13 protein-coding genes are annotated in these 13749 nt (G+C 72.6%); 9 read left to right on the top strand and 4 right to left on the bottom strand.

Going from position 1 to position 13749, the window contains the following annotated elements:
* Positions 1-127: 127 nt before the first annotated feature.
* Positions 128-328, bottom strand: a complete 201-nt coding sequence (locus BJF77_RS16760) for a hypothetical protein (protein ID WP_047804750.1) — start codon at positions 326-328, stop codon at positions 128-130.
* A 337-nt stretch (positions 329-665) separates the two neighbouring features.
* Here BJF77_RS16760 and BJF77_RS16765 point away from each other — a divergent pair, with 337 nt between their 5' ends.
* The 4 genes from BJF77_RS16765 to BJF77_RS16780 are packed head-to-tail and all read left to right on the top strand — an operon-like array spanning position 666 to position 4278.
* Complete coding sequence (locus BJF77_RS16765; RefSeq protein ID WP_255396332.1) at positions 666-1739, top strand: ABC transporter substrate-binding protein; 1074 nt, start codon at positions 666-668, stop codon at positions 1737-1739.
* Positions 1736-2554 (top strand): ABC transporter ATP-binding protein, encoded by an 819-nt coding sequence (locus BJF77_RS16770; RefSeq protein WP_047804752.1) that lies wholly within the window; start codon positions 1736-1738, stop codon positions 2552-2554. Before BJF77_RS16765 ends, BJF77_RS16770 begins: the two co-directional genes overlap by 4 nt.
* A gap of 1 nt (position 2555) precedes the next feature.
* Positions 2556-3470, top strand: coding sequence for an ABC transporter permease (locus tag BJF77_RS16775; RefSeq protein ID WP_083665228.1), 915 nt, complete (start codon positions 2556-2558; stop codon positions 3468-3470).
* Between the two features lies 1 nt (position 3471).
* Positions 3472-4278 (top strand): ABC transporter permease, encoded by an 807-nt coding sequence (locus BJF77_RS16780; protein ID WP_075872875.1) that lies wholly within the window; start codon positions 3472-3474, stop codon positions 4276-4278.
* 70 nt (positions 4279-4348) lie between these two features.
* On the opposite strand, the gene BJF77_RS16785 is transcribed toward BJF77_RS16780, so the two are convergent.
* Complete coding sequence (locus BJF77_RS16785) at positions 4349-5170, bottom strand: MurR/RpiR family transcriptional regulator (protein ID WP_047804761.1); 822 nt, start codon at positions 5168-5170, stop codon at positions 4349-4351.
* Between the two features lie 89 nt (positions 5171-5259).
* Here BJF77_RS16785 and BJF77_RS16790 point away from each other — a divergent pair, with 89 nt between their 5' ends.
* The gene (locus BJF77_RS16790) at positions 5260-6537 is read left to right on the top strand and encodes a DUF4032 domain-containing protein (RefSeq protein ID WP_075872876.1); all 1278 of its coding nucleotides are present in this window, start codon (positions 5260-5262) and stop codon (positions 6535-6537) included.
* Between the two features lie 19 nt (positions 6538-6556).
* Here BJF77_RS16790 and BJF77_RS16795 read toward each other — a convergent pair whose 3' ends face one another.
* Both BJF77_RS16795 and BJF77_RS16800 read right to left on the bottom strand, forming a co-directional pair.
* On the bottom strand, positions 6557-7132 hold the full coding sequence (locus tag BJF77_RS16795) for a TetR/AcrR family transcriptional regulator (protein WP_047804755.1): 576 nt from the start codon (positions 7130-7132) through the stop codon (positions 6557-6559).
* Positions 7133-7169: 37 nt separating this feature from the next.
* Complete coding sequence (locus tag BJF77_RS16800) at positions 7170-9425, bottom strand: HAD-IB family hydrolase (protein ID WP_075872877.1); 2256 nt, start codon at positions 9423-9425, stop codon at positions 7170-7172.
* Positions 9426-9571: 146 nt separating this feature from the next.
* Here BJF77_RS16800 and BJF77_RS16805 point away from each other — a divergent pair, with 146 nt between their 5' ends.
* From BJF77_RS16805 to BJF77_RS16820, 4 genes are all read left to right on the top strand, one after another.
* Positions 9572-10360 carry an SDR family oxidoreductase gene (locus BJF77_RS16805; protein WP_047804757.1) on the top strand — a complete coding sequence of 263 codons (789 nt, stop codon included), beginning with the start codon at positions 9572-9574 and terminating at the stop codon, positions 10358-10360.
* A complete protein-coding gene (locus BJF77_RS16810) occupies positions 10357-11145 on the top strand; it encodes a 1-acyl-sn-glycerol-3-phosphate acyltransferase (protein WP_053005091.1) in 789 nt (262 codons plus the stop codon). Before BJF77_RS16805 ends, BJF77_RS16810 begins: the two co-directional genes overlap by 4 nt.
* A 37-nt stretch (positions 11146-11182) precedes the next feature.
* Complete coding sequence (locus BJF77_RS16815; protein WP_075872878.1) at positions 11183-12856, top strand: FAD-binding oxidoreductase; 1674 nt, start codon at positions 11183-11185, stop codon at positions 12854-12856.
* 276 nt (positions 12857-13132) lie between these two features.
* Positions 13133-13567: a YkvA family protein gene (locus BJF77_RS16820; RefSeq protein WP_075872879.1), complete on the top strand. Its 435-nt coding sequence runs from the start codon at positions 13133-13135 to the stop codon at positions 13565-13567.
* The last annotated feature ends 182 nt before the right edge of the window (positions 13568-13749 follow it).

A 13749-nucleotide genomic window follows, 5' to 3' on the forward strand; every position in this document is an offset into this window, starting at 1 on the left:
CCCCACCCTGGACCACCTCCACCTCTTCGACACCACCACCGGCACCCGCCTGCCCGACTGACCACCCCCGGCACCACACGCAGCGGCGCCCTTCCCCGACGGGGAAGGGCGCCGCTGCGTGTGCGGGTCAGTCGGCCGGGTGCCGGGCGAGGATCTCCTCCACGACTCCGGGCTCGGCCTCGCGCAGGTCCCAGCTGCCCGTGCGCTCGTGGTACTCCTGTGCCGCGGCCGTGACGTTGAACCGGCTGGCGTCGCGGGGCGGGTCCGAGTGCTCGAGCACGTGGATGAGGTGCGTCTCCGCCTGGGCGAGAGCCTGAGGGTCGTGCATGGCGTGTTCCTTTCGGTATGGGCCGGGACGCCGTGCGCGCCCGGCCCAGAATTGACAGCCGACTGATGAATTCTAACCGAACGGGCGCCCGGACGCACGGGGACGAGCCCCGCGGAAGCGGAAAGGAGGACGGACCGGACCCACGGGAGACGCACGGGCGGAACGTTTACAGATGCGTAACTCCGACGCACCTCGATGCAACACATGTTGCATAGCCTCGGTCGCACGATCACCGGATTCCACACCGGGCGGCTCTCCTCCGCCGCGCCGTGGAACCGTGCTCCGCCCGTTCCGCGACGCGCACGTGCTCGCGCGTCCCACAGGAAGAAGGTCTGCCGTGAACCCTGACCCGGTCACCACCCCACGCTCCCGCCGTCTGCCGGCCACGGCCGTGGCTCTCGCGAGCGCCCTCGCGCTCACCGCGTGCGGCGCCGCGGCAGAGCCCCCGGCCGAGACCGGCGCGGGCGAGTTCGGCACCCTGGACGTGAACCTGTCCTGGATCAAGAACGCCGAGTTCGCCGGTGAGTACTTCGCGGACGCGGAGGGGTACTACACCGAGGCGGGCTTCGACTCCGTCAACCTGATCTCCGGCGGTCCCTCCGGAGCGTCGACCGAGAGCATGGTGCTCGCGGGCAGCGCCCTCGTGGGCACGTCCTCGCCGCTGGGGGTGGCCCCGCCCATCGCGGAGGAGGACGCCCCCCTCAAGATCATCGGCACCACCTACCAGAAGAACCCGTTCACGATCATCTCCCTGGGCGACGACCCGATCGAGACGCCCGGGGACCTGGTGGGCAAGAGCATCGGCGTGCAGTCCGGCGTGAACGAGACTCTCTTCGACGCCCTCTTGGAGGTCAACGGCATCGACCCCGGGGACGTCGAGAAGGTTCCCGTGCAGTACGACCCGCAGCCCCTCGTCAACGGCGAGGTGGACGGGTTCTTCGGGTACTCGACCAACGAGGCGATCACCCTGGAGCTCGCGGGCGAGGACGTCGTCGGACTGCCCTTCGCGGACCACGGGCTGCCGTTCGTCGCGGAGTCGTTCGTGACCACCCAGGACGCCATCGACAACGACCGCGAGGCGCTCAAGGCGTTCCTGGAGGCCACCGTTCGCGGCTGGAAGGACGCCGTGGCCGCCCCGGAGGAGTCCGCCCGCCTCGCCGTGGAGGAGTACGGCGCGGACCTGGGCCTGGACATGGCCAAGGAGACGCGCCAGGCGGAGATCCAGAACGAGGAGCTGGTGGTCTCCGCGGACACCGAGGCGAACGGCCTGTTCACCATCTCCGACGAGCTCGTCGCCCAGAACGTCGAGGTCCTCGGCGTGGCCGGCTACCCCGGGCTCACGGCCGAGGACGTCTTCGACCTCTCGCTGCTCGACGAGGTGTACGAGGAGAACCCGGAGCTGCTCGAATGAGCAGCACGGCGCCCGTCCGCGGCCCCGGTCCGCACACCGCCACGGCAAGCGGCATCGACCTCAACGGCCTCACCAAGGTCTTCCGGTCTGGCCGGAGCACCGTCACGGCGCTCGACGACACCCGTCTGCGGACCGAGCAGGGCTCGTTCCTGTCCCTGCTGGGCCCCTCGGGGTGCGGGAAGTCCACGATCCTGCGCATCCTCGCCGGCCTCGAGGAGCCCAGCGCAGGAGAGGTGCTCGTCGACGGGCAGAGCCCGGCCGAGCTTCGCCGCTCGCACCGGCTGGGCATCGCCTTCCAGGACGCCGCCCTGCTGCCGTGGCGATCGGTCGAGGCCAACATCCGCCTGCCGCTGGAGGTCTCCGGTCAGCCGGTGCGCGAGGAGTACATCCAGGAGCTCGTCGACCTGGTCGGGCTGACGGGCTTCGAGAGGTCCAAGCCCGCCCAGCTCTCGGGCGGGATGCGGCAGCGGGTCTCGATCGCCCGTGCCCTGGTCGTCCAGCCCTCCGTGCTGCTGCTCGACGAACCGTTCGGCGCCCTCGACGACATGACCCGGCAGCGGCTCAACCTCGAGCTGCTGCGGATCTGGACGGAGAAGCCCGCCACGACGCTCATGGTCACCCACGGGATCTCCGAGGCGATCTTCCTCTCGGACGTCGTCGCCGTCATGTCTCCCCGGCCGGGTCGGATCAAGGAGGTCATCGACGTCGACCTGCCCCGCCCCCGCACCCCGGCCATGATGCGCACCCCGGAGTTCCACGCCCTGCACGACCGCGCGTCCGAGCTGCTCTTCGGCGCGCCCGGCGACGAGGAGTGAGATGACCACGCACGTGCCGGCGCCCGCCTCCCCGGGCGCCCCCGAACCGCCCCCGACCACGGCCGTGCGCCCTGCCGGCCGCCGGGGCGCCGGGACCGCCGGGCGGCAGAAGCTCCCGCCGTGGATCGTCGCCGCCCTCGGCGTGGTCTCGACCGTCGCGGTGTGGTGGCTCGGCGCGGCCACCGTCCTGCGGGGCGTGGGGGCGGGGGACGGCACCGGCGGCGGCGCCGTCCCGACGCCCCCGGCGATCGTGCGGCAGATCGCCTCCGACGGCGCCGGCTTCTACTGGGCCAACGCCTCGGTGACGATCGTGGAGGCCGCCCAGGGGTACCTGGGCGGCAACGCGGCCGCGGTGCTGCTGGCCGCGGCGGCGCTGCTGCTGCCGTTCACGGAGCGCCTGGCCACGCAGATCGCCGTGGTGAGCTACTGCCTGCCGATCGTGGCGGTCGGACCGATCATCTTCATCGTCGTGGGGCCGCCGCGCTCGGGCGAGCCCTCGGGCACCGCCGTGACCCTGGCCGCGATCTCGGTGTTCTTCACCACCTATGTCAGCGTGCTCGCCGGCTTCCGCACCGCCGAGCGCTCCACGCTCGACGTCGTCACCGTGGCGGGGGGCTCCCGCTGGGACCAGCTGGTCAAGGTCCGGCTGGTGTCGGCCCTGCCCGGTGTGTTCTCCGCCCTGAAGATCGCCGCGCCCGCGGCTCTGCTCGGCGCGATCCTCGGTGAGTACGTGGGAGGCGTGGACCGGGGCATGGGCCCGGCCATGGTCAACGCCCAGCAGTCCCTGGAGGTCGCCCGGGTCTGGGCCGTGGCCCTCGTCTCCGGCGGCCTGGCCTTCCTGGCGTACGCGCTGGTGGGCACCGTCGCACGCTTCGTGACACCGTGGTCCTCCGGGGGCCGGGAAGTGGGGCGCTGACATGTCCGTGACCATGACGGCGGTCCGCGCCGGCAAGGACCTGGGCCGCGGGCTGGTGAACCTCGTCGTCTCGATGCTCGCCGTCGCCGCGGTCTGGCTCCTGCTCCTGCGGGTCTTCGGCGTGACGTCCTTCATCGGCAAGACGCCGCTGGACGTGTGGTCGTTCCTCGTGGTCGAGCCCGAGGCCGCGGCGAACCGGGGGCTGGTCCTCGGCCAGCTCGCGACCACCCTGGCGGACGCCGCGATCGGCTTCGTCACCGGCCTCGTGGCGGCGCTCGTCGTCGCCACCGTCTTCGCCCTCTTCCGCGGGGTCGAGCAGGCCATGATGCCGATGGCCATGCTCCTGCGCTCGGTCCCGCTGGTGGCGATGGCCCCGATCATCATCCTCGTCTTCGGCCGCGGGGAAGCGACCGTGGCCGCGATGGGCGCCGTCGTGGTGCTGTTCCCGGCGCTGGTGACCATCGTCCAGGGCCTGCGCTCGGCGAACCCGGTGATCGTCGAGGTCGTGAAGGTCTACGGCGGCTCGTCGTCCGACGTGCTCCGCATCGTGGCGCTCCCCTCGGCGTTGCCCAGCCTGTTCACCGCGCTGCGGGTCTCCGTTCCCGGGGCGCTGACAGGCGCCCTGCTGGCGGAGTGGCTGGCCACTGGCGACGGGATCGGGTACGCCATCGTGTCGAACGTGGCCAGGGCGAAGTACGACGAGGTGTGGGCCGCCGTGGTGGTCGTGACCGTGGCGTCCATCCTGCTCTACTCGCTCGTCTCGCTGCTCGAGACCGCCGTGAACGCCCGGCGGGAAGGAGCTCGGTGACACCCTGGCGGCCCCGGGCCATCCGCTGCACGGCCCGGGGCCGGCAGCACCCCGCAGCACCGCCCGCGGGTCAGCGCAGGTCGAGCTCGTCGAGCTCCGCGTAGAGCTCGGCCGCGCGGCCGACCCGCTCCCGGCCCGCCGCCCCGGTGGCCGCCAGCACCCCGTCGGCCAGCACGGCGACCAGGCTCATGGCGGCCGCGTAGGAGTCGAAGGGCCCCACGCTGTCGAGGGGGCACTCGACCCACAGGTCCACCGCCGCCGCGTGCCGCCGCGCCGTGCCGTCCGCGACGAGGACCGTCCGCGCCCCGGTCGCTGCGCACACCGCCACGAGCCGCTCGAAGCCCCGGGGCCGGCGCCGAAAGCCCAGCAGCACGACCACGTCGTCCTGGCCGAGTCCCACGAGCTCCTCCCCGAGGGTCTGGCCGGGCAGCGGTGCGAGCCGGACGTCGTCGCGCGCCTGCTGCAGCTGCTGCTTGAGGTGCAGGGCGACCGGATAGCTGTTGCGCATGCCGATCACCAGCACCCGCCGCGCCCCGGCGAGCGCGTGCACGGCCCGGGCGGTGCGGTCCTCCCCTGCCGGGTCCAGCGCCTTGCGCAGGTTGCGCAGCTCCTGGTCGAGGTGCTGGCCGAGCTCAGGGTCGCCGTCGGGGCCCAGGGGAACGCCCTGCTGGCGCAGCGTGCGGGCCGTCTCCCGCAGCTCCGTGAAGGACTCGAAGCCGAGGTGCCGGTACAGCCGGGACAGGGTGGCGCGGGAGACCCCGCTCATCTGCGCCAGCTCCGCCGAGCTGTACAGCGCGAGGTCGTCGAGGTGGTCCAGGATCAGGTCGGCGGCCCGCCGCTCCTGGGGCGAGAGCCCGGCGTAGTGCGCGTGGATGCGCTGTTCGATCGACACGTCTCCCACCCTAGCGACCCGGGGCGGGCGGCCGGAGGCACCCGGCCTCCCGCCCGGCGGCCGGGCACCGGTTGCTAGCATTGCCCCCTATGAAGGGTCCTCTCAGCACACCCGTCCCTCCGGCGCCGCAGGACGAGCACGGGCCCGCCGGGGGAGGCGGCCGGGTCTCCATCCAGACGGCCTTCCTCGACCCCGTGCTGCTGGAGCTGCCCTGGCACCTGCCCCTGGAGCAGTGGCCGGACGACGTGCTGGTGGCCTTCCCCCGCGGCCTCTCCCGGCACGTGGTGCGCTTCGCCCGGGCCGGCGAGAAGGTCGTGGCGATCAAGGAGACCGTGCCGCACTACGCCCGGCACGAGTACGCCACGCTGCGCCGGCTCCAGCGCATGGGCGCCCCGTCGGTGGTGCCCGACTCCGTGGTCACCGACCGGTTCACCCCCGAGGGCGAGGCGCTGCCGGCCGCTCTCGTCACCGACCACCTGAGCTTCTCCCTGCCCTACCGCGCGATCTTCTCGGCGGGGCCGAGCGCGCAGACGGTGATCCTGCTCGTCGACGCGCTCGCCTCGCTGATCGTGCAGATGCACCTGTCCGGGTTCTACTGGGGCGACGTCTCGCTGTCGAACACCCTGTTCCGCCGGGACGCCGGGGCCTTCGCCGCCTATCTCGTGGACGCGGAGACCGGCGAGATCCACCCGGCGCTGAGCCGGGGGCAGCGCGAGTACGACATCGAGCTGGCCCGCACCAACGTGGCCGGGGAGATCATGGACCTGCTCGCCGGGGCGGCCGAGGAGGGCCACGAGCTCGAGGACCCCATCGACCCCTTCGAGGTCTCCGACCGGCTCGTGGCCAGCTACACCTCCCTGTGGAGCGAGCTAATGGACGAGGAGTCCTTCAGCATGGACGAGCGCTGGCGCGTGGTCGAGCGGGTGCGCCGGCTCAACGAACTGGGCTTCGACGTCGAGGAGGCCTCCATGGACACCGTCGACGGGCGGATCCGGCTGCGCCCCCAGGTCGTGGAGCCGGGCCACCACACCCGGCGCCTGCAGCGGCTCACCGGGCTGCGAACGCACGAGAACCAGGCGCGGCGGCTGCTGACGGACATCGACCAGCTCGGCCAGACCCTCTACCCGGGCCTGCCCGACGACCTCGTGGCGCAGCTGTGGATGCGGGAGGTCTTCTCCCCCATCATGGAGGCGGTCACCCCGCCGATGCGGCGCAAGCTCGAGCCGGCGGAGATCGTGCACGAGGTCCTGGAGCACCGCTGGTTCATGTCCGAGCGCGCCGGCAAGGACGTGCCGACCCTCGCGGCCGTCGAGGACTACGTGGCTTCGCAGCTGGCCCAGCGCCCGGACGAGCGCGAGATCTTCTGAGCGCGGCGGCCCGGCACGGTCACGGGCGGTGCGCTTCCAGGACCCCCGTCAGGGTGCGGTGCACCCGCTGGGGCCAGTCCTCCCCCAGGCTGCCGTAGCGGGCCACGTGGGAGTAGGCGGAGCCGAGCACGAAGTCCAGCACGACGTCGACGTCCAGCTCGGGGCTGAGCCGTCCCGCGGCGGTCTCGGCGGCGAAGAGCTCCTTGAGCCGCTCCACGCGCGGGCGGACCAGGTGCGTGCGCAGCACCCGGGAGGTCTCCGAGTCCGGCTCGCTCAGGAGCGAGACGGCCACGCCGATGCCCATGTCGTGCAGCAGGAAGTGCAGCGCCTCGGCCAGGCCCTCGTCCCAGCTCGCGGGCGCGCTCGGCCCCTGCGGGGAGTAGGTGGACACGGCGACCTCGAGGGCGCCCTCGAGCATCTCGAGGCTGTTGGCGTAGCGGCGGTAGATCGAGGTCTTGGCCACGCCCGAGGCGGCCGAGACCGCCTCGATGCTCACCCGCTGCGGCCCGCCCTCCCGCAGGAGGGCGAGCGCCGCGGCGGTGATCTTCTTGTCCGTGCTGACGGTGCGCGGATCGGCCCGGTCGTCGTCGGCCATCGTCGCCCCTCCTGCCCGCCGCCCCTCGCCGGAGCGGTCAGACGGTCTTCCAGTCCTCGATGGGCCAGTGGTTCTTCTTCGCCAGCCGGTAGAGGGGCAGGTCGGGGTTGACGGTGTAGGGGTGGCCCATCAGCACCAGCCAGCTGGCGTCGGCGTGGGAGTCCCCGTAGCCGTAGGACCGGGTGAGGTCGTACCCGCCCCGCTCGGCGTACTTCTTCAGCCACTGGGCCCTGGCCTCGTCGACCAGGGGCGGGGTGGCCAGGTAGCCGGTCATCACGCCGTCGCGCTCGTCCATCCGCCCGGCCACGACCTCGTCGAACAGGTGGGCGAGGGGCTCCACGAGCAGGTCGATGGAGCCCGTGACCAGGACCGTGCGGTGCCCCGCGGCGCGGTGCTCCTCGATCCGGGCCAGCGCCCCCGGGCGCAGCAGGCGCCGCATGTCCCGGCCCAGCGGCCCGGCCACCTGATCGCGCACGATCCGGGCAGGGACCCCCTCGTAGCGGCGCATGAAGGCGCGGATGAACTCGCCGCGGTCGCGCTTCTCGGCCTTCAGATAGGTCGGGGCGCTCGAGACGAGGTCGACCGCCTCCGCCGGCCACTTCGCGAGGCCCAGGGTGCGGCGGCGCAGCTGCAGGTACTGGTGGATGACCGTGGAGTTGAGCACAGTGCCCTCGAGGTCGAAGACGGCGAGCACGTCCGTGCCCTCGCGCAGCGTCCGCCGGGGTGCGTTGCGCCGCCGGGACGCGGCCCGGAGCCGGCCGTAGGCCTTGGTCATCTCGGTCAGCGCGGGCAGGTGCACGTTCTGCCAGTAGTCGGTCCAGTCGATCGACCGGACGTCGAAGGTGCGGTCCTCCGGCGTGCCGGCCGGCAGGGAGTCGTTGAGCTGGCGGGTGCGGGCGTCGTCGAAGATCATCTCGGTGCGCGTGTAGGACTGGTAGAGGTCCACGTAGGTGCGCAGGGAGCCGAGCCCGGACTGCATCTTGTGCATGGAGTTCGCCCACTCCCGGGTGCGGGAGGTCGCCGGCAGGGCCGCGGTCAGCTTCCCGCCCACCGCCGAGAGCTTCTCCTTGACCGCCAGGGAGCGCTCCACCGCGTTGTTCGCGGGGAACTTCCACTCGGGAACCCGGATCGGGTTGCCCTCGTCGTCCTGGATCGGGTGCGCGGTGAAGAACGCCAGCACGTTCTCGTACATCTGGTGGAACGGCAGCGGGTTCGAGGCGCCCGAGCACACCTGGTAGAAGCCCGGCGCGGGGGCCTCGGCCCCCGCGGGGGTGGGCGTGCCGGACGCGTCCCGGTGCCCGCCCACGGCCAGCGCCACGATCGCGTTGACCACGAAGTCGACGGGGATGACGTCCAGCACCGAGTCCGGCAGGCCGGGGAACTCCGGCAGCGCGCCCTTGGCGTAGGCCATGATCAGCGGGTCGGCGACCTTGTAGCCGTCGATCCAGCCCGGGTACGGGTGGCGCAGGGCCGACTCGATGATCGAGGGCCGCACCACGGACAGCCGGTGCCCGGCGCCGGCCCACTTCTGCTCGGCGACGCGCTCCCCCAGGGCCTTGGTGAAGGTGTAGATGTCGGTCCACCCCAGCGACTGGGCCCGGGTGCGCCCGTACTCGACGAGGCGGGTGCGCACCCACTCCTCCCGGGCCGCCTCCGCGGCGCGGGCCACGGACTTGGGGCCCTCCTTGCCGTGACCGGCGGTGGCGTCGTCGATGAGGGCCTGGAGCCGCTCCGGCGTGCGCGAGGCCATGTCGGCCTCCGCGCGGGCCCGCAGGGCGGCGTCGAACTCGGCCGCCCAGTCCACGTCGTGGTCCACGGGGGCCTCGGGGCGCAGCCCCTTCGCGATCCCGCCCACGTAGCAGGTGGAGACGTGGATGACGTGGGGGTCCTGCCCGGAGCTCAGCAGGGCGTCGTAGAGCCCGATGGCGCCGCCGACGTTCGTGCTGAACGCCTCGTGGATCGGCGGGTCGAAGGACACGGTGGACGCCGAGTGGATCACCACGTCGAACGGCTCGGTGATCCCCGCGAGCGCGGACAGGTCCCCCTCGAGCACCGCGGTGCGCTCCGCGAAGACCTGCTCGGCCCGCTCCCCCATCGTCTCCCGCCAGGTGCGGAAGGCCGGCTTGCGCAGCAGCTGCCGCAGACGCTGCGCACCGCTGGTGCTGCCCTTGGGCCGCACGACGGCGGTGACGTGCACGCCGTCGTGGGCGGAGAGCAGCCGTTCGAGCACGGCCTGCCCCAGGAAGCCGGTGGCTCCCGTCAGCAGAACGCGCGTGGTGGGGGTCTCGGTCAACGGGGGTTCCTCCGGATGATGTGCTGGTCCGCCGAACGGTGCGGTGCCGGCGGGGGCCGGGGCGGACCGGTACGACGGGCGACGACGGCGACCCGCGCGGACCGCTCCCGGTTACGCTACGGCTACCGTAGTGTAGCCTAGATCTCATGCTTACCGCTCTCGTGACGGGGGGGACGTCCGGCATCGGCGCCGCGTTCGCCGATGCCCTGGCCCGCCGTGGAAATGCCCTGGTCCTGGTCGCCCGCGACGCGGACCGCCTGGACCGGACGGCGGCCCGTCTGCGCGCGGAGCACGGCGTGCCCGTCGAGGTGCTGACCGCGGACCTCGCGGACCGCGCCGACGTCGACCGGGTGGCCGCCCGCATCGAGGACCCGCTGCGCCCGGTGGACGTGCTGGTGAACAACGCCGGCTTCTCCGTGAAGACCCCCTTCACCACCCCGGACACCGGTGCCCACGACCGCGCGTTCGAGGTCATGTGCCGCGCCGTGCTGGTCCTGTCCTCCGCCGCGGCCCGTGCCATGACGGCGCGCGGATCCGGCTGGATCATCAACGTGTCCTCCATCGCGGGCCTGATCACGATGGGCTCGTACTCGGCGATCAAGACCTACACCACCGCATTCACCGAGGCGCTGGCCGTGGAGCTCCACGGCACGGGCGTGCACGTCACCGCGTTGCTGCCCGGCTGGGTGCGCACGGAGTTCCACGAGCGCGCGGGCATCACCGGCTCCTCGATCCCCTCCTTCATGTGGCTCACCCCCGAGCGCGTGGTCGAGGAGGCCCTCGACGACGTCGCCCGCGGCAAGGTGCTCTCGATGCCGACCAAGCGCTACCGGACCCTCGGGTTCGTCCTGCGGCACCTGCCGCGGTCCGCGGTCCGCCGGCTCTCCGGAATGGTCGCCTCCGCCCGCCAGAAGGAACGGACGGCAGGATCGTGAAGCACCGCAAGCACCACGACCCGGCCCCGGTCCGGCGCTCCATCGACGGCGGGGGCGAGACCTCCGCCTCCTCGGAGCCGGCCCCGCCCGCCCCGCCCGCGTCCTCCGCGCAGCTGCAACCCGCACGGTTCCGCAATCCCCGGCGCAGGCTGGCCCGGCGGATCGCCCAGCGGATCTTCCTGCACGGGCTCGCCTACCGCACGATCCGGCGCACGGTGGTGACCCACCCGGCCGCCGAGGCCCTCGACGGGCCCTGCGTCGTGGTGGCCAACCACTCCAGCCACCTCGACGCTCCCCTGGTGCTCGGCTCCGTGCCCCCGCGCATCCGCCGGAACCTGGCGACCGGGGTGGCCGCGGACTACTTCTTCACGGCCCCGCACAAGCGGATGTTCACCGAGCTGGTCTTCAACGCGTTCCCGGTGGACCGCACCGGCACGGGGGCGAACCGCGGGCTGTCCAAGCAGCTGCTGAAGGCGGACGTCCCGCTGCTCGTCTTCCCCGAGGGGACCCGCTCCCGCACGGGCCGGATGGCGCCCTTCAAGATCGGCGCCGCGGGCCTGGCCAAGGCCGTGGGCGTGCCGGTGCTCCCGGTCGCCCTGATCGGCGCGCACGAGGCCATGCCGCACGGCAGCAAGTGGCCGCGCCCCGGCCGGCCCCGCGTGGTGGTGGCCGTCGGCGAACCCCTCGTCGCCCAGGACAAGGAGCCCACCGCGGCCTTCAACGAGCGCATCGAGTCGTCGGTGCGCGCGCTCTACGCCGAGCACCGTCCGCGCATCGACGACTGAGCACCCCCCACCCGAGAACCAGGAGAGTACTGCGCAGATGGCACACGTGAAGCACATGAAGTGGTGGGGCTGGGGCGAGGAGGGCGTGCACTTCGAGTACGCCAACAAGCCGGCCTTCGCCCCCTTCGTGAAGAAGGCCCTGGACGTCGATCTGCGCCCGCGGCAGCGGGACACCATCGACTTCTCGACGGTGAGCGTCCCGGCCTCCCGCGCGGACGACGACGTCCTGGCCGCCCTGCGGTCGGTCACCGGCGCCGAGCACGTGAGCCTCGACGACGAGCTGCGCATCGTGCACTGGGCCGGCAAGTCCGTGACCGAGCTCCTGCTCACCCGGGCCGGCGACTTCGCCCGGGTGCCCGACGTCGTCGTCTACCCCGGCACCGAGGAGGAGGTCGCCGCGGTGCTGCGGCTGGCCGTCGAGCGGGACCTGGTGGTCATCCCCTTCGGCGGCGGCACGAGCATCTCGCGCAGCCTGCAGCCGGACCCCACCGAAGAACGAACGATCGTTTCCCTGGATCTGGGGCGGCTCAACCGGGTCCTCTCCATCGACGAGACCTCGGGCCTGGCCACCATCGAGGCCGGCGTCCTGGGCCCGGACATGGAGGACCAGCTCAACGCCCGCGGCTGGACGCTGGGCCACTTCCCCGACTCCTTCACGCACTCCACCCTCGGCGGCTGGGCCGCCACCCGGTCCTCCGGGATGCAGTCGGACAAGTACGGGGACATCGCCGACATCGTGCGCGGGCTGCGCGTGGTCCGGCCCGGCGGCACCGTGGTGCTGCGCCCGCTGCCGTCCACCTCCACGGGTCCGAGCCTGCGGGAGATGATCATCGGCTCCGAGGGCCGGCTCGGCGTGATCACCCGGTTGGACGTGCACGTCCACCGCCTCGCGGAGCACCGCGAGGTCATCGCGTACATGTTCCCCACGTGGCAGCAGGCGCTCACCGCGATGCACCACATCGCGCGGTCCGACGTCCGGACCACCTTCGCCCGCGTCTCCGACGCGCACGAGACCGCGTTCTCCCTGTCCACCCAGAAGGCACCCACCACGCTCAAGAAGAAGGTCACGGCCAAGGGACAGGACCTGCTGTGGGAGGTCATGCGCCGCCGCGGCTGGGACACCGACGCCATGTGCATCGGCTACGTGTGCTTCGAGGGCGAGAAGGCCGAGGTCGAGCGCCGGAAGAAGGCCGTGGCCGGCCTGGTGAAGAAGCAGGGCGCGCTGGTCCTGGGCTCGGGCCCGGGCGCCCTCTACGACCAGAAGAAGTTCGACACCCCCTACCTGCGGGACTTCCTCCTCGAGCAGAACACCATCGGCGACGTCTCCGAGACGGCCGCGCCGTGGTCCAAGCTCACCACCGTGCACAAGGCGGCCTACGACGCCGCCCACCGGGCCTTCGCCGCACAGGGCAAGACCGGGTGGATCATGTCCCACATGTCGCACTCCTACCACGCCGGGGCCTGCCTCTACTTCACGTTCGGCTACGAGATCGGTGCGGATCCGCACGGCGAGTACGCCGCGATCAAGAGCGCCGTCCAGCAGGCCTTCATCGACGCCGGTGGGACGCTGTCCCACCATCACGGCGTGGGACTGGAGCACAGCCCCTGGATGGAGCAGGACGTCTCCCCCGAGGGCGTCGACCTCATGCGCCGCCTCTTCAGCGCCACCGATCCGGGCGGCAACCTCAACCCGGGCAAGATCGTCAGCTGATCCCCGGACCCGTCCGCGCCGCAGGCCCCCCACCCGCACGGGCGGGGGGCCTGCCGCACGAGCGGGACGCGCGGCGCCCCGCAGTCCTGACGGGATCCGGCGTCGCCCGTGCTCGGCGTGGTCCCGTCGGATCCCTCGGGCGTGCCGCGCTCCAGCGGGTCACGACCCCCGCGCCGGCGGGTAGTGTCGGGGCCCTCGAGGTCTTCCCGTGACAGGACGCCTGAGAGCTCCCGTCCGCGAGAGAGCGACCGGAGCGGTGAGAGGAGATGGTGTGCCGTGCCGTCATGGTGGAGTGCGGCCTGGCCCGTGCTGGTGGGGGTCCTCGGGGCGCTGCTGCTCGTGTGGCTGGTGGTGCTTGTCGTCCTGTGGCGCGCCGCACCGGACCGCACCGGCCTCCGCGACGCGCTGCGGCTGCTGCCGGATGTGCTCCGGCTCGTCAAGCGCCTGGCCGGTGACCCCGCGCTCCCCCGCGGAGTGCGCGTGCGGCTGCTCCTCCTGCTGACCTACCTGGCCCTGCCGATCGATCTGGTCCCCGACTTCATCCCTGTGCTGGGCTACGCCGACGACGCCGTGGTCGTACTCCTCGTGCTGCGGTCGGTGGTGCGCTCCGCCGGCCTGCAGGCCGTGGAGCGACACTGGCCGGGCACCCCGGACGGTCTGGCCGCAGTGCGCCGTCTCCTGGGTAACCGCGAGAAGGGAAAAGCGGAATGAGCAGAACCCGCACCAGTATTGGCGGGGACCCAGTGCCGGGTGCGGGTCGGTAGGGACATAGGGAAGGCCCCGCAGGAGCTCCTGGGGCCCGCCCCATCGCGGCGAGCCGGTGTTCGGGCACGGGGGAAGGCCCCGCACCGGTTCCGGTGGGGGCCTGGGGGGTGTCGGTGGCGCGGGGGGCC

It is taken from the genome of Kocuria sp. CNJ-770 (assembly GCF_001942375.1).
Classification (GTDB): domain Bacteria; phylum Actinomycetota; class Actinomycetes; order Actinomycetales; family Micrococcaceae; genus Kocuria; species Kocuria oceani.